19 protein-coding genes are annotated in these 19,899 nt (G+C 68.4%); 10 read left to right on the top strand and 9 right to left on the bottom strand.

Features of this window, described 5'->3' with window-relative positions; all coding sequences use genetic code 11:
- Window positions 1-54: 54 nt before the first annotated feature.
- From AC1RS9_RS01235 to AC1RS9_RS01210, 6 genes are all read right to left on the bottom strand, one after another.
- On the bottom strand, window positions 55-1,227 hold the full coding sequence (locus tag AC1RS9_RS01235; protein WP_492920246.1) for a transposase family protein: 1,173 nt from the start codon (window positions 1,225-1,227) through the stop codon (window positions 55-57).
- Window positions 1,228-1,238: 11 nt separating this feature from the next.
- A complete protein-coding gene (locus AC1RS9_RS01230; RefSeq protein WP_170957188.1) occupies window positions 1,239-1,949 on the bottom strand; it encodes a TnsA-like heteromeric transposase endonuclease subunit in 711 nt (236 codons plus the stop codon).
- 322 nt (window positions 1,950-2,271) lie between these two features.
- Window positions 2,272-2,724 (bottom strand): hypothetical protein, encoded by a 453-nt coding sequence (locus AC1RS9_RS01225; protein WP_051805866.1) that lies wholly within the window; start codon window positions 2,722-2,724, stop codon window positions 2,272-2,274.
- Window positions 2,725-2,790: 66 nt separating this feature from the next.
- Window positions 2,791-3,711 (bottom strand): formate transporter FocA, encoded by a 921-nt coding sequence (locus tag AC1RS9_RS01220; protein ID WP_240742490.1) that lies wholly within the window; start codon window positions 3,709-3,711, stop codon window positions 2,791-2,793.
- Between the two features lie 224 nt (window positions 3,712-3,935).
- Window positions 3,936-4,880 (bottom strand): aminoglycoside phosphotransferase family protein, encoded by a 945-nt coding sequence (locus AC1RS9_RS01215; RefSeq protein WP_083603754.1) that lies wholly within the window; start codon window positions 4,878-4,880, stop codon window positions 3,936-3,938.
- A 112-nt stretch (window positions 4,881-4,992) separates the two neighbouring features.
- Entirely contained in the window at window positions 4,993-5,421 is a 429-nt protein-coding gene (locus tag AC1RS9_RS01210) for a PH domain-containing protein (protein ID WP_006947257.1), read from the bottom strand.
- 212 nt (window positions 5,422-5,633) lie between these two features.
- Here AC1RS9_RS01210 and AC1RS9_RS01205 point away from each other — a divergent pair, with 212 nt between their 5' ends.
- From AC1RS9_RS01205 to AC1RS9_RS01170, 8 genes are all read left to right on the top strand, one after another.
- Window positions 5,634-6,110, top strand: a complete 477-nt coding sequence (locus AC1RS9_RS01205) for an SRPBCC family protein (protein WP_006947224.1) — start codon at window positions 5,634-5,636, stop codon at window positions 6,108-6,110.
- 103 nt (window positions 6,111-6,213) lie between these two features.
- A complete protein-coding gene (locus AC1RS9_RS01200; RefSeq protein ID WP_006947219.1) occupies window positions 6,214-7,074 on the top strand; it encodes a pseudouridine synthase in 861 nt (286 codons plus the stop codon).
- Between the two features lie 163 nt (window positions 7,075-7,237).
- Window positions 7,238-8,809 (top strand): APC family permease, encoded by a 1,572-nt coding sequence (locus tag AC1RS9_RS01195; RefSeq protein WP_083607152.1) that lies wholly within the window; start codon window positions 7,238-7,240, stop codon window positions 8,807-8,809.
- Window positions 8,810-8,935: 126 nt separating this feature from the next.
- Complete coding sequence (locus AC1RS9_RS01190; RefSeq protein WP_074045337.1) at window positions 8,936-9,748, top strand: gamma-glutamyl-gamma-aminobutyrate hydrolase family protein; 813 nt, start codon at window positions 8,936-8,938, stop codon at window positions 9,746-9,748.
- Entirely contained in the window at window positions 9,745-10,482 is a 738-nt protein-coding gene (locus AC1RS9_RS01185; protein WP_136788354.1) for an HAD hydrolase-like protein, read from the top strand. The genes AC1RS9_RS01190 and AC1RS9_RS01185 overlap by 4 nt, the downstream gene beginning before the upstream one ends.
- An 11-nt stretch (window positions 10,483-10,493) precedes the next feature.
- A complete protein-coding gene (locus tag AC1RS9_RS01180) occupies window positions 10,494-10,697 on the top strand; it encodes an antitoxin (protein ID WP_074045335.1) in 204 nt (67 codons plus the stop codon).
- 56 nt (window positions 10,698-10,753) lie between these two features.
- Window positions 10,754-12,121 carry an MFS transporter gene (locus AC1RS9_RS01175; protein WP_074045334.1) on the top strand — a complete coding sequence of 456 codons (1,368 nt, stop codon included), beginning with the start codon at window positions 10,754-10,756 and terminating at the stop codon, window positions 12,119-12,121.
- A gap of 218 nt (window positions 12,122-12,339) precedes the next feature.
- Complete coding sequence (locus tag AC1RS9_RS01170) at window positions 12,340-12,708, top strand: RNA polymerase-binding protein RbpA (protein WP_006947299.1); 369 nt, start codon at window positions 12,340-12,342, stop codon at window positions 12,706-12,708.
- A gap of 132 nt (window positions 12,709-12,840) precedes the next feature.
- On the opposite strand, the gene AC1RS9_RS01165 is transcribed toward AC1RS9_RS01170, so the two are convergent.
- Window positions 12,841-13,473 (bottom strand): FxsA family protein, encoded by a 633-nt coding sequence (locus AC1RS9_RS01165; protein ID WP_235006151.1) that lies wholly within the window; start codon window positions 13,471-13,473, stop codon window positions 12,841-12,843.
- Between the two features lie 103 nt (window positions 13,474-13,576).
- The gene (lnt, locus tag AC1RS9_RS01160; RefSeq protein WP_074045333.1) at window positions 13,577-15,274 is read right to left on the bottom strand and encodes an apolipoprotein N-acyltransferase; all 1,698 of its coding nucleotides are present in this window, start codon (window positions 15,272-15,274) and stop codon (window positions 13,577-13,579) included.
- Between the two features lie 284 nt (window positions 15,275-15,558).
- On the opposite strand from lnt, the gene ybaK reads away from it, so the two are divergent.
- Both ybaK and AC1RS9_RS01150 read left to right on the top strand, forming a co-directional pair.
- On the top strand, window positions 15,559-16,062 hold the full coding sequence (gene ybaK, locus AC1RS9_RS01155; protein ID WP_074045332.1) for a Cys-tRNA(Pro) deacylase: 504 nt from the start codon (window positions 15,559-15,561) through the stop codon (window positions 16,060-16,062).
- A 43-nt stretch (window positions 16,063-16,105) separates the two neighbouring features.
- A complete protein-coding gene (locus AC1RS9_RS01150; protein WP_006947213.1) occupies window positions 16,106-17,032 on the top strand; it encodes a 5'-3' exonuclease in 927 nt (308 codons plus the stop codon).
- 3 nt (window positions 17,033-17,035) lie between these two features.
- On the opposite strand, the gene AC1RS9_RS01145 is transcribed toward AC1RS9_RS01150, so the two are convergent.
- Complete coding sequence (locus tag AC1RS9_RS01145; protein ID WP_006947218.1) at window positions 17,036-19,825, bottom strand: DEAD/DEAH box helicase; 2,790 nt, start codon at window positions 19,823-19,825, stop codon at window positions 17,036-17,038.
- Between the last annotated feature and the right edge of the window lie 74 nt (window positions 19,826-19,899).

The raw sequence follows: 19,899 nt of genomic DNA, 5'->3' as shown, positions 1-19,899 counted from the left end.
TGGGCATGGTGCACATCCTCTCCTGCGGCACCGAACGGCACCACAGAGTCGATGTCACCTATCCGTGCAGCAGTCCCCTAGCGTTAGACCGATTTCGAGGCGTTCGCATGCGTTCCTGAAAACCTCACTCATGTAGTTCTTTCCCCGGTCGATCGTGATCGTTTCGGGGTAGATGAGGGGGCGGGCGGCGATCCCCGCTCTCAGTTCGGGGTCGGGAACCATCATTTCGACGGGCAGGGTGGATCGCGCGAGAGAGAGGGCGTCGTCCCATCCGGGCTGCATGGGAAGTGGGGTCAGAGAGCGCGCCAACAATTGAGTACCGAGTTCCACTCCCTTCGTTCCCTCGGGCACCAGGATGGCGCCGCAAATGGTCCCGGTGGCTACGTCGATCATTGCGGACAGCTCTGGGCGCCCGGTGCTTCCGTCTGGGTACACGATGGCGAGGTCGAGTGGGGTCGAGTCGATTTCAACGAGTTGGCCTGGAAGCGTGGCCCGGCGCCTGCTGAAGGGCTGGTTCGGCCGGTTGGCGCGGGTTCGTCTGGTCGTGGCGTTGCCAAATGGGTGCAGGTCACCTTCCACTTGGGACAGGAGGCGGTAGAGGGTCGCGTCGGAAGGAACCGTGATGCCCTCAAGCCGGGCCTGGTACTTCAGATGATCCAATGCGCGTTTACGGGTTCCGGTAGACGTCTCCGTTTGGTCGACGACGTACGCGTGTAGGAGCGTCATGATGCGCGGATCTTGTCGGAGACCGGGCCGCTTGTCGCGCAATTTGCGCTTGTCGACGAGGGCGGCCACGCCATCGCGTTCATATGCCTTCACGTATTGCCGAAGTTGCCGCTCCTTTAGGGGTCGTGCCGTTGAGGCGAGCTCGGCTACTTTGGCTTCAATGCGGCGGTAGCGGGGGACGTCGTCGGCGTAGGCCGGATTCGGGATAGTCTCCTGGGGGGTGTCGTCGATGGGTGGCACACCGCGGATGATTTCCACGATGTGCCGCTGGAGCCAGCGGGCATCCTCGGCGACCTGCTGGGGGACGCTCTCCAAGAAACGCACATCGTCGAGGGTTGGCAAGCGGTCCGGGGTCTCTGGCTGGAAGGAGTCATCGGCGAGTAGCTCGGTGAGCGCGACGTGGCGGATGCGCCCACTCGCTTGGCTTTTCAACGCGGCTCTCGGGCCATCCACGCCGACGACCTGCCAGGCCTGGGCGTCGAAGAGAATGAAGTCGTACATCCTGACAGATTTCATGCACTCTCCGCCGTGACTATGGTGCTGCTGCGTAGCGGCTGCTCGAGGTCAAACGTAAGCTGCTGGTGCCACATCATGTTGTAGAGGTGCATGCGCGCTTCGTGTTCGGGTAGCGCGGCCTCGCGCATCAGACGCCTCATCCCGAGGTTGAATGACGCGCCACCGTCGAACGCCGTTAGCGCTGCGTCACGCACTGAGGGATCGGGAACGAAGCGCGTGCGCCGGTAGGTGCACAGGTGTTCCATGTTGAATGCCCGCTGGGGTTCCCAACCTGAGAACACCTCGTACTGCCATCCAACGGTTTCACAGGCTGTGCGGGTGAGGGCGAACTGATCTGCGGCAGCTTCAGTGTGATCGGCGGACTTGACGTCAACGACGAGACCGTCACCGCTAGCGAGTCGGCAGAAGAAGTCTGGGACGTGGTCACGTCGTCCGGGTGTTCCTCGCGGCCAGGAGAAGATGAGCGGCTGCCATGAGTACGCGACCACATCGCGGCGGAAGTCAGCCTCGACCGCGAACCTCTTCTCGAGCCCAGATTCGTGGTGAACGAGGCACCCCAGCGTCGCGGACCAATAATCGCCCTCAAATGAGCGCTTCTGCTTGTACGAGGTGACCTCCCGTATGGGGCGAGCGTGCTCAACGGCCACCCTGGCTAAATCGGGCCCGAGGGGAGTTACGAGTCGCTCACCGTCCGCTGTGCGGATCATGCACATCGTCTCGTCACTGGCGGCTACGGAGGTTGTACCCATGGTCCCTCGATCTAGTGGCGATGAATCGTGCGAGTCAACCATCAAAAGGTAACAGGAGGAGTTGAGTGAGAAAACGGCAGTCTTTTATGAACGATAACACGTGTGGGGGTGCTGGGGAAGGCCCCTCATCCGCTTACTTAACATAATGTCGATTATCGGATGACGAACGTGGCTCGGAAGAGGTCCCGATGACAGTGGGTCACACCGCGTCGTGCAATGTGACCCACTGCTGGACTCTCGTCGCCAGACTCCTGACGCTTACGTCCGCGCGCCCGAAGCGTCAGGACACGTCGTCGAGCGTCGACGTCGTGCCGTTGAACTCGAATGTGTCTTCGGCCCGCTTGCCCTCGATGGCTGCGTAGATCGGTGCGTCCGGTGAGATGCCCAGGTAGGTCGTGCCGCCCGAGGTGAACTCGTCCGTCGCCACGCCGACGACGAAGTGCTCGCCGCCGAAACTGATGACCGCGCCGGGCTTGACGACGTCACACGCCGTCGTCGTCAACGCCTTCGCCGTCTCGACGATGCGCTGCTGCGTCTTGTCGACCTCCTGGAGCATGTCGTGCATGTCGCCAGCGTCCTCCTGATGCGAGACGTCGTCGACGCGGTGCTCGTCTTGCTCGATCACCTCGCCGACCTGCTGGCGCAGGCCGACAGCCTTGTCGGCCTGGTCGAGGCGCTCGCTCAGGTGTGCGACGAGGTCCTCCAGGACCTGCGCCTTGTCGACACCGCTCACGGTGGTCTCCTCCTGGTGCAACTCCCCTGCGCCATAAATATAGCTAATGAATGTAAAGCGCGATCCTCAGACCGCAGCTGCTTCGACCTTCGGACGGTTCGCGTACCACTGGTACAGGCCCGCGATGAGCCCGCCACCGATGATGTTGCCGAGCGTCACCGGCAGCAAATTGTTGACGAAGACATGCGTCCAGGTGAGATCCGAGTACGCCGACATGTCGAGGCCCTTGAGGAACTTCGCTCCCCCGTGATCCTTGAAGATCATGGCGAGCGGCAGGAAGAACATGTTGGCGATCGAGTGCTCCAGACCCGTCGCGACGAACAGCGCGACCGGCCCGACGACGGCGAACGCCTTGTCGACGAGCGTCTTGCCGGCGAACGCCATCCACACCGCGAGGCAGACCGCGAGGTTCGCGAAGATGCCGAGGACGAACGCCTCACCCCACGAGTGATGCAGCTTGGCGGCCGCGCCGTCGAGGACGACCTTGCCCCACCCGTTCTTACCGTTCGTCTGCAGCCCACCGAAGTAGCACAGCGCCGCGACGAGCAGCGCGCCGACGAAGTTGAACACCCACACGATCACCCAGTGCAGCGCGAACTGGGGCCACGTGATGCGTCCAACGACCTTGGCGATGATCGTCATCGTCGAGGACGTGAACAGCTCCGCGCCCGTCACGATGACGAGCAGCAGGCCGACGGAGAACGCGACGCCGCCAATGGTGCGCGAGATGCCCCACGGCATCGTCGACGCGCCCGTTTGCGTCGTGATGTAGAAGACAAAACCGAGCGCGATCCATGCGCCGCCCAGCACGGCGAGCATGGCGATGCGCCACGGTTCGCGCACAGGCCGCTTGGCCATCGCGGCCTCGGCAGCCGTCGCGATCGCTTCAGGGGTGAGGATGGCGGTCGATGCGGCGGGTGGCGCCGCAGGCGCCGGGGCCGAGCTGACGGGCGCGGCGGGCGTCGACGAATCACTGGGATGGCTCATGGCCACAGCGTACGAGATGGCCCGCCGCCGGGTGGCGCGACGCTCCGCACGGTCCGGGCACCTCACCTGCCACGTGCGACGGCCGGGGCGAATGCTTCCGAAAATCGCAGATGGGGACGCAGATCGCGAATGGGGACGTACATCGCACGTGGGGCGGGGCCGCTGGGCAGTAGTCGGAAGCTCTCTGAGGCCTTCGAACCGAGGCGTTCGGGCAGGGGTGAACGTCAGCCCTGCATGGCCTTGATGATGGCGACCTCGCGCGTCAGATCCGGTGCAGGAGCGCGTCGCTCGCGCGCGTCGTGGCAGGCCCACCAGGCGTTGGCGAGCACCCGAATGATCGTCCATGCCCGGGCCGCTTCGGGTGCGACGCCCATCGGGTCGCACGCGTAGTCGACGCGAAAACGCAGGTGATTCCTCAGGTTGTAGGCGTCAGCGGCCTCGTCCCACCGGTTCCACAACAACGGTGCAACCGCGAGCGCGAGGTTTCCCGCGACCGGTTTCGGGTCGATCGCGACGAGCCCGCCAACAGCTCCGGCTCGCGTCACGTTCATGACGTTGTCGTCGTGCAGATCCGAGTGCACGAGCGTCGCGTCGACACCACGCTCTTGCGCGAGCGATCTCGCCAACGACACCCCCTGGGTGACGAACCGCCTCGGCATCGGCAGCTCCTCTCCCGTCAGCCGCTCGGCGATCCGGCCGCACCACGCAGACGCCGTGTCGAGCTGCGGCAACGCCGGCACGGCGAGACGCCGGTGGATCGCGCCGATCGTCTCCGCCGCGTCGAGCGACGACATCTCCACCAGCTGCGTCGCCGGCCGACACCGTTCGAGCAGCAGCGCCCATGACGACGGTTCGGCCGCGACGAGCTTGACCGCTCCGACACCGCGCCACGCGCGCAGCGCCAGGTGCTCGTGCCGCGCCTCGGCGTGCGGCCACGCGAGCTTGAGCGCGAGCCGCTCCGAACCCTGCCGCACCGGCACGACGAGCGCGCACTGACCGTGCATCGACGGCCCGTCCGGCGTCAGACGCCAGGTGCCCAGCAGCGTCTCGAGCGTCTTCGGGACGCTGCGCAGCCACGCCTCACCGTCAGGCAGCCCGGCGCCGTCAGCCGCCCGACCGGCCATCAGCGCTCGCAGCGACTCGGGGATCAACGCGTCCGTCTCGACCATTGCCCGATCCTGTCATGCGCGTCGAGTCCCCAACTCGGCGCGCAGGCGACATCTCGCTCGGCGCGCAGCCCCGCGTCGAGCGGCTACGCACGCAGGCCGGCAGGCACCACTGTCACGCGCGGTTCAGGTTCTGACGGTTGTTGAGGGCGATGCCCATGAGATGCCGATACAGCGCCGCGATGTCGAAGTTCTTGGGGAACTCGAACGTGTACTCGCCGTACTGCAGGGTGTGGGCCCTGAGGTAAGGCGTCACGACGTACGTGATCGTGATCTCCGAGTCGTCGACTCCTCCGCCTGCGGTCTCTGCGGTGACGTCCACGATCGCAGCCAGCTGGATCGACTTGACGCGAGTCTTCTTCCCCGTCGCACCCTGGTGATCGAGCGTGATGATGCGGAAGTTGGTCATGCAGAAGCCGTCGCGCAGCATCTTGTACGCCGACTGGATCTGCTCACCCTCGAGCAGCCAGGGGCCGTAGAGCTCATGTGCTTGCTGCGGGTCGATCTGCTGCATGTTGCCAGCGAGGCCCTGAAAGATTCCCATGCCGTGAATCTACGTGGCTGGAGGTACCTGCGGGCGCCCGGCGCCCTACTCCTTGTCTCCGCGACTCCTGCTGCGAGGCCGGCCACGCGGGCGACCCAGGGCCTGTCCGGGCCGACCTGGCATTCCCTGCCACCACACTCGATGAGGGCGGCCGGGTGAGCCCCGGAGCGTGCGTGTACCAGCTCGGGCGGCTCCCGCATATCCTCTGGGGCATGGGTGAGTTCCGCGTCAGTCGCAGCCGTCACATCGCTGCGCCGCTCGAGCAGGTGCACGGGTTCGTCGACGACTTGCACGAATGGGTGCACTGGTCACCGTGGGAGGGGCTCGATCCGCAGCTGCGCCGCACCTATTCGGGGGCCGCACGTGGCGTCGGCGCGCCGTACGAGTGGGCCGGCGACAAGAAGGCCGGGTCGGGACACAGGGAGATCCTCGACTCGACGCCGCACGAGATCACCGTCGCGCTCACGTTCACGGCGCCGTTCGAGTCGGAGAACACCTCCCACTTCGCCTTCTCCCCCGCCGCTGACGGCGGAACCGACGTCACCTGGACGATGACGGGTCCGCAGAGCGCGCCGCAGCGCGTCCTGTTCACCCTCATCCGCATGAACGCGAAGGTGGCGAAGGACGTCGACAAGGGCCTCGCCGCCCTCGACGCCGCCGCGACGGGCCGCGCGCCCGCGGGCGCCTGACGGTTCGCGAGCGCCGTCCGTGCCAGATTTTCATCCCCTTCCCCGCCGTCACGGCCTCAGTGCCGCATGGGTGCGCACGCCCGATCGTGACCGCACGAACCCCATGCCCTGGCCGACGATGCGGGCGTTCCTGCACGACAAGCTGCCCGACCACGTCGACGTCGACGGGATGCTCGAACGCGGCCGTTTCGTCGACGACCACGGCCGATCCTGGAACGGTGACGAACCGTACCGGCCGCACACGTTCGTCCACTTCCACCGCGAGCTGCGCGAGGAGCCGGAGGTGCCGTTCGAACTCACGGTGCTGCACGAGGACGAACGCATCGTCGTCGTCGACAAGCCGCACTTCCTCGCTTCGATCCCGCGCGGCAGGCACGTCACGCAGTCGGTCGTCGTCAAGGCACGCGCGATGCTCGACGAACCGACGCTCGTGCCCGTTCACCGCCTCGACCGGCTCACCGCCGGGGTGCTCCTGCTGACGCGCGAGCCACGCTGGCGCGCTGCATACCAGGGCATCTTCGAAGCGCGGCAGGTGAGCAAGACGTACGAGGCCGTCGCGGCGTACGACCCGTCGCTCGAGCTGCCGCGTCGGGTCGAGTCGCACATTCGCAAGCAGCACGGCCTCGCGCAGGCGTTCGAGGTGCCGGGGGCGCCGGTCAACGCCATCACCGACATCGAACTCGGGCAGGTGCGCGGCGACGTCGCCACCTACCGACTGACCCCCGCCACGGGCCGCACCCATCAGCTGCGCCTGCACCTCAACGGTCTCGGCATCCCGATCGTCGGCGATCCGCTCTATCCGCACGTGCGTCTCGACGACGACATCGACGACTTCACGCGTCCGCTGCAGTTGCTCGCGAAGACGCTCGCGTTCGTCGACCCCGTCGACGGCACCCCCCGCCACTTCACATCGGCGCGCACCCTCACCTGGCCCGACGGCACCGCGGCTCCGTCGCCGGCGTGACCACGCTGACGTCCTGCCCAACCCGCGGACGTCACGTCGCCGGCGGCGAACGCAGCACTAGGCAGATGAGGACGAATCACGCGGCGATGCGTCTGGGGGCGACTCACCGCGACTGACGCCGTCGTCCCCTCGCCGGGGCACGGCCCGAGGAGAGGAAGCCGTCATGGCCGCATCATCGGCGGGTTCGACCCCGTCTGCGAGCGCGGACGGGTCGTCGACGCCCGCGACGACGCCTGATCAGCCCACTCGCGGCGAGACGCCACAGGACGCGACGACGCGCGGCGAGACGCCGCAGGAAGCGGCGAATCGGGATGACACCAGCGGGCGCAAGACGTCGCGCGCCAAGTTCGGGCTCGCGTCAATCGTCCTGCTGACGATCAACGGCATCATCGGCTCGGGCATCTTTCTCTCCCCCGGCGCCGTCATGAAGGTCGCGGGCACGTGGACGCCGCTCGTCTATGTCATCGCCGGTGTTTTCGCGGCCGTCCTCGCCGTGACGTTCGCCGCCGCGGCCCGTTGGACGAGCGAGAACGGCGCGGCGTTCGCGTACACGCGGGTCGCGTTCGGTGACGACGTCGGGTTCTACGTCGGCCTGACGCGCTTCGTCGGCGCCGCGATCGCGTGGGGTGTCATGGCGACGGCCGTCGTGACCACCGTGCTCACCGTCTTCGGCGGCCACGAGGCGGTGACGACGACGAACATCACGATCGGCTTCGTCCTACTCATGGTGGTGCTGCTCGCGATCAACCTGGCGGGCACAGGCATCACGAAGGTCGTCAACAACATCTCGACGATCGGTAAGGTCGCGGCGCTCGTCCTGACGATCGTCGCCGGCCTCGTCGTGCTGGCGATGACCGGCGACAACCACTTCTCCGATCTCACCCATCTCGAGGGCCCCGACGGCAGCCCTCTCGTGCCGAGCATGGACACGACCGCGTTCGTCGGCGCGATGCTCGCGGCGTTCTACGCGTTCACCGGGTTCGAGGGCGCCGGCAGCGCCGCGAGCGAGATGGAAGACCCGGCCCGCAACCTGCCGCGCGCCATCCCGATCGGTGTCGCGGTCGTCATCGTCGTGTACGTGGCCGTCGTGTCCGTGGCGATGATGATCAACCCGACGGGCGTGCTCGAGTCGAAGGACGCCGTCGTGCTCGCGAGCGCCTTCGACAACTCGATCGTGCGCGACCTCATCGTCCTCGGCGCCCTCGTCAGCATGTTCGGCATCAACGTCGCGGCGAGCTTCAACACGCCGCGCATCTTCGACGCGATGAGCCGCCGTCGGATGCTGCCCGCCGCGGCAAGTCGGACGTCGCAGCGCGGGGTGCCGGTCGTCGCGTTCGTCGTGACGGCGGTGCTCGCGATCGTCGTGCCGATGGCGTTCGGGTACTCGATGCGCGGCATCATGGTCATCAGTTCGGTGACGCGGTTCGTGCAGTTCGTCATGGTGCCGCTCGCGCTCATCCTGTGCTTCCTCGGGCGCACGCGGCACCGCCCGAACGATGTGAAGCGCAGCGTCGTCCTCGACGTCGTGTTCCCGATCCTGTCGATCGCCGCGTCGGTGTTCCTCATGGTCGAGTTCGACTGGCGTGGCCAGTTCAGCAACCCTGGCGGCGGCCTCAACCTGTGGGCGGTCGCAGCGATGATCGTCGGCTACGTCGTGTTACCGGCGGCGTTGTACTTGCCGTGGAAGCTGGGCGTCTACGACGACACCCCGAAGCAGCTCCCCGAGGACCGCTGAGCTGACACATCGGCGATTCACGGACACATTCGCGATCTACGGTCACATCGGCGATCTGCGGACACATCCGCGATTCACGGTCACATTCGCACCGCCCCACGAGGGCCAGGCCAGGAAGGACGCACGATGAGCGCCCGCAAACCCGTCATCGGCATCATCACCAACGTCGAGTACGACCCGCACTACCTCTTCCCCGGCTACCGGCGCGTCGCCGTCAATGAGGACTATTCGCGCTCGATCACGCAGGCCGGCGGCATTCCGATCATGTTGCCGCCGTCGACGGATCACTCGACGCTGCCGCAACAGCTGGCCCTGCTCGACGGCTTGCTGCTCGCCGGCGGTTCCGACGTCGACCCGCTGCTGTACGGCCAGCCCGCGAAGCAGGAATGCCAGACGACGTCGCCGATCCGCGACGCGTACGAGATCGAGGCGCTCCGGCTCGCGCGCGAGAACCGGCTGCCCGTGCTCGGCATCTGCCGCGGCATGCAGCTCATCAACGTGGCCCTCGGCGGGAGCCTGTTCCAGGATCTGCGCTACGCGGGCACCGACCAGCAGCACATGGCGATGGGCAACCCCGCCTCGCCGCTGCACCACATCAGCGTCGAGGAGCGCTCGTTCCTGCACGACGCGTGGGGCGTGACGAAGGCGGCCGTCAACTCCTTCCACCACCAGGCGCTCGACGCCATCGCCGACGCGCTGCGGGTCGTCGCGCGCGCCGACGACGGCCTCGTCGAGGCGGTGCAGCACGCGGACGACGCGTGGTGCCTCGCGGCCGTGCAGTGGCACCCGGAGATGATGAGCGGGGCCGACGTGCGTTCGCAGCAGGTGTTCACGTGGTTCGTCGACGCCGTCACCGCCGACGCTGAGCGTCGCGCCGCGGCCCGCTCCGCGCGCATCACCGCGAACCCCACCCACGACACCGCGCAGGCCGCGTCATGACAAGCGCTTCACACCAGGCTGACGCCGACACCACCTGGCCGCACGGCCCGCTCACTCTCGTGCTGTTCGATCTCGACGGGACGTTGTCCGACTCGGCGCGCGGCATCACAGCATCGATGCGGCATGCGCTGGGCGCCCACGACGTCGCGGTGCCCGAGCAGCACGTGCTCGACTCGTTCGTCGGCCCGCCGTTCAAGGTCGCCCTCGAAGGCATCGGTATCCCGGCCGAGCAGGTACCGGGCATCGTCGGCACCTACCGCGAGGATTACAACGCCGGGCGCCTGTTCGACAACGACCTCTACCCCGGCATGGCCGACCTGCTCGCCGAGCTGCACGCTGCCGGCGTCAGCGTCGCCGTCGCGACGTCGAAACCGCAGCCGACGGCGCGCCGCATCGTCGCCCACTTCGGCCTCGAGCCATACCTGACCGGGGGTCTCGACGGCGTCTTCGGGGCCGACATCACGCGCCCGGACGACGCGAAGGCGGACGTCATCGTCCGGGCGCTGGCCGCGCTCGGTCGCGACGCCGGGCCGGACGTCGTCATGGTCGGCGACCGCCTCCACGACGTCGAGGGCGCCGCGCGTCACGGCATCGCGACGATCGGGGTGAGCTGGGGCTACGCCGCGGACGACGAGCTCGCGCGCGCGGGAGCCGTGGCCGTCGTCGACACCGCCGAGCAGCTCGCGGCACTGCTGCTGCCCCGGGCACAGGACGAGACGGCGGACGTCCACTAGGATCACGCCCCATGAAGACCAACATCGCCAGGCAGCTCGTCGCGCAGGGTCGCCGCTACGTGCAGCAGAACCCCGAGAAGGTGCGCGCCATGACCGACAAGGCCGGCGAGTTCGTCGACCAGCGCACGGGCCGCAAGTTCTCGGCGCAGATCACGAAGGCGCGCGCCTCGGCTGGGCGCTACCTCGACAAGCAGCGCCTCGATCGGCGGCGCTGACCTCTCAGTGGCCCGCATCACCGAAAATCGCGTCGTCGATGTGACACGCTTCACCCGTGATCGAAGCCCCCACCCCGCCCCCTGACGCCGTTCGGACGAGGCGCCAGCGCAGCTGGTACTTCTACGACTGGGCCAACTCGGCGTACGTGACGACGACGTCGACGGTGCTGTTCTCCCCGTATCTCACGGCGGTCGCGAAGTCGGCGGCCTGCCCGGGGCAGGATACGGACCTGGCGTGCCACACCGACCTGCACGTGCTCGGTCTACCGATCTCGCCCGGCTCGCTCGCGCCGTACACGGTGACGGTCTCGACGATCATCAGCGCGATCCTGCTCATCTTCGTCGGCGCGATCGCCGACCGCATCTCGCGCCCGGCGCACCTGCTGGGCGTGTTTGCGTTCGTCGGTGCCCTCGCAGCGAGTTCGATGTTCTTCGTCGCAGGCAGCAACTGGCAGCTGGGTGTTGTCGTGCTCATCCTCGCGAACCAGTGTCTGGGTGCCTCCCTCGTCGTCTACGACGGGCTGCTCGTTCAGATCTCGAGCGACGACGAGCGTGACCGCGTCAGTTCACGGGGGTGGGCGCTCGGCTATCTGGGCGGCGGGCTGCTGCTGACCGTCAACCTCGTCATCATGACGATGCACGACTCGTTGGGGCTGTCGACGGGCGAGGCCGTGCGCGTCAATCTGCTGAGTGCCGGCGTGTGGTGGGGCATGTTCACGATCATCCCGGTCCTCGGCCTACGGGACGTGCGTCGCGTCGGCCCGGCCGTGACCGGCTCGCTGACGGCGGCGGTGAGCGGCAGCGTCCGTCAGCTTCGCTCGACGTTCGCGGAGTTGCGGCACTTCCCCGACACGATGACGTTCCTGCTTGCGTACCTGTTCTTCAACGACGGCATCCAGACGGTCATCGTCTCGGCGAGCCTGTACGGCAAGGAGGAGCTGGGCTTCGGCGACAGCCAGCTCATCGTGACGATCCTGCTCGTGCAGTTCGTCGCCTTCCTCGGCGCGCTGCTGTTCGGTCGGCTCGCTCGGACGATGGGCGCCAAGCGGGCCGTGTTGCTCTCCCTCGGCTTGTGGACGCTCGTCGTGTTCGCAGCGTTCTTCCTGCCGTCGGGGCAGTTCGGGTTGTGGCTCGTGCTGGGCGTCGGCATCGGCATCGTGCTCGGCGGGTCGCAGGCACTCAGCCGGTCGTTGTACTCGCGGCTCGTGCCGACGGGCCGGGAGTCCGAGTACTTCAGCCTCTATCAGGCGATGGAGCGAGGGACGAGCTGGTTCGGCACCCTCACGTTCGGTCTCGTGCACCAGCTGACTGGCTCCTACCGCCTGTCGATCGTCGCGCTCGTCGTCTTCTTCGCGCTCGGCGCGGTGCTGCTGCGCCGCGTCGACGTCGAGCGAGGCAGCGCCCGGGCACGCGCCGCCGGCTGACGCCCCGGGCTCGAGACCGGCGGCAGGATGCGCGCCGGCCGCTCCCCCGAACGCGATTCGTGACGCGTCCCGTCCGCGCCGTAGACTGGTGTGTCAGCGCGTCGGCGTGCGTGCGGAACAAACGGCCCCCGGCCGGCGTTGTTCCGTCAGGATCGCGCGGGCTGCAGGCTCAGCGCATCACGAACCAACACGAACCCCGTGTGACGTAGGGAGACACCATGGCAGAACGTTCACTGCGAGGCACCAACCTCAGCACGCTCTCGCTCGAGACCGACGAGGGCATCGCGTTCAGCGAGCGACAGATGGTCAGCTACAAGTGCGCTCAGGGCCACGTCATCGAGCTGCCGTTCTCCGTCGAGGCCGACGTGCCCGCGCTGTGGGAGTGCCGTTGCGGCCTCGAGGCGCTGCTCGTCGACGGCCCCGAGCCCGACCGCAAGCCCACGAAGCCGGCGCGTACCCACTGGGACATGCTGCTCGAGCGCCGTTCCGTCGAAGAGCTCGAGGAGCTGCTCGACGAGCGCCTCACGCTGCTGCGCGAGTCGCGCGGCGAAAAGCCGAAGCGAAAGCGTGCTGCCGCGTCCAAGTGACGCTCACGTCGTGACGAACAAGGCCGCCCCCGGTTCGGGGGCGGCCTTCGTGTGTGCTCGCCTGTCTTGTTCAGGGCCTTGGGTATCAGCCTGTGACGGCGGAGGGCACTGCGGCCGAGCCGTCTCACGAACTCAGTCGATGATCTCGCCCTCGACGACGTCGGACGCACCCCGTCGTGGAGAGTTCCAGGCAGCGTCTCGCCCGGCCTGCGTGGCGAACGCGTCGGCGGTGGGGTATGGCCCGGGCGCGGGTAACGGACCGGCCGCCGAAGAGCCGCCCGCATCGGCGGCGCGCACGCGGGTGAAGCGCACTCGGCCGGGCGCCGCGTTCGCGGCACCAAAGGCGGCCGCACCAAGGGGAGATGCACCGAACAGCTTGTGTGCGACGGCACCTTCGAGCAGTCGGCGCGTCAGCGGGCGCGTGAGGGGCAGCAGGACGAACAGGCCGAGTGCGTCCGTGAGGAAGCCCGGGGCGAGCAGCAGCGTGCCGCCGATGAGGACGAGCGCCGCGTCGGAAAGCTCGCGCGCAGGCATACGACCAGAGCCGAACGCCTGACGGAGGGAGCCGAACGCGCGCGAGAACTCGCGCTTGACGATCCACGCGCCGAGCGCCGACCAGAACAGGAGCAGCAGGAAGGTGCTGAGGCCACCGATCTGCTGCCCGACCTTGAGGATGATGAAGACCTCGACGACGGGGACGACGAGCAACGCCAGCATGAGCCAGCGCGCGAAGCCGCGGCGGCGAGGTCGAGTCGTGGTGTTCACATCTGGTTCAACGCGCGGGCACGCTCGAAGAGTTCCGATTCGTCGACGAATCGTGAAGCGATCGCCGGTCGTGGAACCCCGGTGGGCACCAGCGAAAGCGGGCTCAGGCGTCGCCGCGACCGTTCTTGCGGCGACGGCGCGGCAGGCGGGCATGACGCAGCGCGAACGCGAGCGCGACGACGCTGACGACGGAGGCGGCGATCTCGGGCCAGCGTCCGAGCCGCTGGGCGGGCGTCGCGTCCGAACGCAGGGGCAGCTGCCCGGTCAGCACCTTCTGCGTGAACAGTTCGCTGCGCTCGTGCAGCTGCCCGTCGGGGGTGATGAGGGCGCTGACGCCGACCGTCGAGACGTGGATGATCGAGCGGCCGTATTCGAGCGCGCGTAGGCGCGAGATCGCGAGTTGCTGCGTCGACTCGGCGGTGTGGCCGAACGTCGCGTTGTTCGTCTGGACGGCGAAGATCTGTGCGCCCTGGTTCGCCGGTTTGCGCAGCAGATCGTCGTAGGCGACCTCGAAGCAGATGATCGGGGCGAGCTTCACGTCACCCTTCGCGTTCGGCAGCGTGAACAACCCGACCTTGCGCCCGGAGGCGAAGTCGGCCTTGACGAGATCGACCTGCGAGGAAAACGTGCGGAAGAACGAGCGGTACGGGATGTATTCGCCGAACGGCACCGGGTGCTGCTTGACGTAGGTGTCGCTCAGGCCCTTGCCGGGCAGGTAGAGCATCGACGCGTTGGACACCTCGGGGCGTGGTTCGTTCAGCACCGCACCGACGATGAGCGGCGTGTTGACGGCGGCGAGGGCTGAGGCGATCTCGGCGCCCGCGTCGGGGTTGCGCTTGGGGTCGATGTCGGAGGCGTTCTCGGGCCAGACGACGACATCGGGGCGCGGCGTCGCTCCGGCATCGATCTGCTTGGCGAGGTCGAGCGTCGCGTGGACGTGGTTGTCGAGCACGGCGCGGCGCTGCGCGTTGAACTCGAGCCCCTCGGTGGGCACGTTGCCCTGCACGCCGACGACGCGCAGCATCCGCCCGCTCGTGCCGGGCGTGATGAGTGAGCCGACGATCAGTGCGAGGACGGCCGTCGACGCGGCCGCAGCGGGCACGGCGATCGGGAGACGAGCCGTGATGCCGCGCGCGCCGTCGGGCCGTGCGTCACCAACAGGCGTGGCCCCGGAGCCCGTGGCGTTCGCTGAGGTGTGGGCGTCGTCCGAAACCGAAGCCGAATCCGAAGCAGACGTTCGGCCCGCACTCCCCCGCCGCTCCGCCGTGAAGAGCCGCGGCGCGGCCAGGGCCACGCACGATGCGAGCGCCGCGCCGGCGAGCGCGAGCACGAACGTCAGGCCGGGTGCGCTGACCCACGCGATGAGCGGTGCCCACGGTGCGTCGGCCTGGGAGAACGACAGGCGTGCCCAGGGGAATCCGCCGAACGGCGTCGTCGAGCGCAGCCATTCCTGCATCACCCACAGGCAGGCGACGACGAACGGCGCGATGCGGCGACGTTGCACGAGCGCAACCGCTGCGCCGAGCGCGGCCATGTAGAGCGATTCGAGGACGGCGAGCGCTGTCCACGGGAACGCGCCGACGTAGACGCCCGACCACGACAGCGTCGGCAGGAAGAACGCCATGCCGAAGACGAAACCGAGCAGCGCGCCGGTGCGCGCCCGCACGCGCCAGAGGCACAGCGTGATGAGGGCGACGGCTATTGGCGGCGTCCACCACAGACCGTGGTCGGGAAACGCGAGCCACAGGAGCAACCCGGCGCCGATGGCGCCGAATGCGCGAAGGAGAGCTTTCGTGGGCACCGGCCAAGTGTAGGCCTCTCAGGCGAGAGGCGGCGGACGGGCTCACGCCGTTGGGGCCATCGCGGGGTGAACCGCGAAGTTTTCTACTAGGCGTGAGGCCCGTCCGCAATGACGCGCGCTACGGGCGCGTTCGAGCCAACATAGCCGCCCCACAGCCCAGGAGCAACGCAGGTGAGCGCACTGGCGCCCGGCCGACGGGGCGCCGAACAGTGGCCGAGGTGCGTCATGCCTTGTGTGCGCAGGCGTGTCACGCACCTTGAATCCGTCGCGCATGAGGTAGCAGGATGAACGCGATGTCTCGCACGATGAACACACCACCCGCCACGCCCGCGACCCGCGCCCTCGACCGGCTCGGTATCGCCTACGAGGCGCTCCCCTACGCCCACGATCCCGACGTCACGAGCTACGGCGCCGAGGCGGCATCCGCGCTGGGGCTCGACCCTGCGTCGGTCTACAAGACGCTCGTCGTGAAGCTCGACACCGGCCGCTTCGCGATGGCCTGCGTCCCCGTCTCGACGATGGCGGACCTCAAGGCGGTCGCCGCCGCGTGCGGCGCGAAGAAAGCTGTGCTGGCCGCGGAGGCCGACGTCCGGCGCCTCACCGGCTACGTCCTCGGCGGCGTCAGCCCACTCGGAACGCGCTCACGCCTCGACGTCGTCATCGACGCGCAGGCGCACGAACATCCGCGGGTCTGCGTCTCCGGCGGCCGTCGCGGCTTCGACGTGCGGCTCTCCCCCGACGACCTCGCCCGTGCCTGCGACGCCCACATGGCCGACATCGCGCGCTGACGAGCACTGACGCTCGACGCCGCACCGTGACAGGATGGCGCCCATGACGCCGCGCCGACTCATGCTGCTCGACTCTGCCAGCCTCTACTTCCGCGCTTTCTACGGCGTGCCCGAGCGCACCGCCGCCGACGGCACGCCCAACAACGCGCTGCGCGGCTTCGCCGACATGATCGCGACGCTGCTCACGACGTACGAACCGACCGACATCGTCGCCTGCTGGGACAACGATTGGCGCCCCGCGTTCCGCGTCGAGGCGATCCCGAGCTACAAGGCGCACCGCGTGCAAGAGGGCTCCGACGTCGCCGAGGAGAGCCCCGAGAACCTCACCCCGCAGGTGCCGCTCATCCGCGAACTGCTCGAACTCGCAGGCATCACCCGCCTCGGCGTCGACGGGTACGAGGCCGACGACGTCATCGGCACCCTGACGCACCGATTCCGCGACGCCGGCCCCGTCGACGTCGTCACCGGTGACCGTGACCTGTTCCAACTCGTCGACGACGCGATGGGCGTGCGCGTCATCTACACGGCCAAGGGTGGCGTGCGGGCCCCCGACCTCGTCGACGAGAGCTTCCTCATGGCGAGGTACGGCGTCGCGACGGGCCGCGCCTACGCCGACATGGCCGTCATGCGCGGCGACACGAGTGACGGGCTGCCCGGTGTCGCCGGCATCGGTGAGAAGACGGCGGCGGCCCTCATCGCCGAGTTCGGCTCCCTCGCGGCCATCCGCGACGCCATCGCCTCCGGCGACCCGCGGATCAAGGGCGCACGCCGCACGCGTCTCGAGGCAGCCTCCGATTACCTCGACGTCGCACCGCGCGTCGTCGACGTCGCTCTCGACGTCCGTGTGCCCCACGACCTCGTCACGACGCGCCCGCAGGGCGTCGCCGACGGCGCCGGATTCGCTGACTTCGCAGCGCGCTGGGACATGGGCGGCTCCGCTGAACGCCTTTCCGCAGCCCTCGCCCGCTGACGTTCAGTCGATCCGGTCAGCCGCGACGACGCCGCGCTGCACGCCCTTGATCGCCTTGCGCGCTGCCCTGCGGATGCCGTCGTCATCGGTGGCGGCGGCGATCTGGTCGAGCACGTCGACGAGCTGACGGCAGCGTCGTACGAAGTCGCCGGCGGTGAGGTCCTCGTCGCGTAGCACCGTCTCGAGGCCCTGGCCGCTCGCCCAGCGGTGCGCGGCCCAGGCCAGGCCCGCGTCGGGTGCCGCCATCTCGGGCAGTCGGTGCATGACGAGCGCGTCGTCGATGACCGACCACAGCTCGTGCGTGCGCTCCAGCGCGTCGGCGACATCACGGTTCGGCATGCGCGGGGTCTCACCGACCACGTCACGCCGCGACTCGTGGACGAGCGCCGAGACGGCCGCCGCGAGCGACGGTGCGTCAAGGCCCTTCCACGCACCCGAGCGCAGGCACTCGGCGGTGAGCAGATCCTTGTCCGAGTACAGGCGCATGAGCATCGCGCCGTCGTCGGTCAGCTTCACTCCACCGGCAGCCGACGGATCGGCCGCGAGGTAGTCGAACTCGAGCAGCAGGTCGCAGATGCGGTCGAACTGCTTCGCGACGGTGTTCGTCCGGTTCTCGACCTTCGTGACGAGCGCGTCGGTCTCGCGGCGCAGCGTCCACCAGCGTTGCGCCCAGCGCGCGTGCTCCTCGCGGTACTCGCACGCGTGGCACGGATGGGCGGCGAGCCGGCGTCGCAACTCCTCGATCTCCGCGGTGACGGCCTTGTCCGGTTCGATCTCGGTGCGTCGCAACGGCTTCGGCGGATCGTGCGGCACCTTGGCGCGCAGCGTCGCCGCGAGGTCGCGGCGCGACTTCGACGAGCGTGCGGTGAATGTCTTCGGGATGGCGAGGTGCGTCAGCACCTCGAGCGGCGCGTGGATGTCGCTGGAACGGATCTGGCGCAGCTGTGCGTCCTCGGTGACGACGGACGGGCTCGGGCCCTCGCGCTTGCCGCCGCGGTTGGTGCGCACCACGATGGCGAGCCCCTCACGTCGCCCGGACGGCACGCGCACGACGTCGCCGGGGCTGAGGTCGGCGAGCGAGCGGTCCGCGGCGGCGCGCAGGGCGGCGGCGCGTCGCTTCTGCGCGTTCTTCTCGAGGTCGCTGATGCGACGGCGGATGCCCGCGTACTCCGCGAAATCGCCGAGGTGGCACTGCATCGCCTCGGCGTAGCCCTCGAGGCCCTCATTGTTCTTGGCGATCTGACGCGACAACCCGACGACGCTGCGGTCGGCCTGGAACTGCGCGAACGACGACTCGAGCACCTCGCGCGCCCGCTCCCGTCCGACGGTGTGGACGAGGTTGACGGCCATGTTGAACGTCGGGCGGAAGCTCGAGCGCAGCGGGTAGGTGCGGCGCGATGCGAGGCCTGCGACCGCCTCCGGTTCGACGCCGCGGTTGTACAGGACGATCGCGTGGCCCTCGACGTCGATGCCGCGCCGGCCCGCGCGGCCCGTCAGCTGGGTGAACTCCGCGGGCGTGACGTCGACGTGAGCTTCACCGTTGTACTTGACGAGCCGTTCGAGCACGACGCTGCGCGCCGGCATGTTGATGCCGAGAGCGAGCGTCTCCGTCGCGAATACGGCCTTGATCTGACCGGTGACGAACAGTTCCTCGACGATCTCGCGGAACGTCGGCAGCATCCCCGCGTGGTGCGCGGCGAAGCCGCGCGCGAGGCCCTCGACGAAGTCGTGGTAACCGATGACGGCAAGATCCTCGACGGGGATGTGCGCGACGCGCTCGGCGACGTAGGCGCGGATCGTGGCGCTCTCATCGTCGGTGACCAACTGCATGCCGTACCCGAGCAGCTGCGCGACGGCGCCCTCGCACCCGGCGCGGCTGAAGATGAACGTGATGGCCGGCAGCAGCCCCGCGCGATCGAGTGCGGCGATGACCTCGGCGCGCGGCGCCGGGCGGAACGTCTCCCCCTGCGGCTGACGCGGCACGGGACGGCGGCCGCGCCCACGTCGACCGGACGGGGCGCCGACGTCGAAGCGGTGACCGCCGCGCGCGGGCGCCGTCAGGCTCGCGATGCGCGAGAGCAGGTCGGGGTTGACGACGCGATCGCCGCGTTCGTCCTCGCCCAGCAGGTCGTACAGGCGCGCGCCGACCATCATGTGCTGGTACAGCGGCACCGGGCGGTGCTCGGTGATGACGACGTCGGTGTCGCCGCGCACCTGCTGCATCCAGTCGCCGAACTCCTCGGCGTTGCTCACCGTCGCCGACAGCGCGATGACCTGCACCGACTCGGGCAGGTGGATCATCACCTCTTCCCAGACGGCGCCGCGGAAGCGGTCGGCGAGGTAATGGACCTCGTCCATGACGACGAAGCCGAGGCCGCCCAGCGTCGAACTGCCCGCGTAGAGCATGTTGCGCAGCACCTCGGTCGTCATGACGACGACCGGCGCCTCACTGTTGTGCGAGGTGTCACCGGTCAGCAGCCCGACGTTCTCCGTTCCGAGCATCTCGACGAGGTCGGCGTACTTCTGGTTCGACAGCGCCTTGATCGGCGTCGTGTAGAACGCCTTGCGCCCGGTGTGCACCGCGAGATAGCAGGCGAACTCGCCGACGACGGACTTGCCCGCACCCGTCGGCGCTGCGACGAGGACGCTGCGTCCGTCCTGCACGGTCCGCGCCGCCTCCGACTGGAAGTCGTCGAGCGGGTACGGCAACGTCTCGACGAAGTGGCCGAGGTGACTCGAGTCGAACTTTCGCCGACGAGCGGCCTGGGCGAACTTCTCGGCGGGCGACGACATGCCCCCAGGCTATGACAACGGCGGGCTCCCGCTCGGGAGCCCGCCGTCGGGCGTCATGTGTGTCGTGCCTGCAG

The organism is Dermacoccus sp. MPR-E5 (assembly GCF_058809565.1).
The sequence above is the reverse complement of the archived record's forward strand: the minus strand, read 5'-3'. Positions and strand labels throughout refer to the sequence as shown.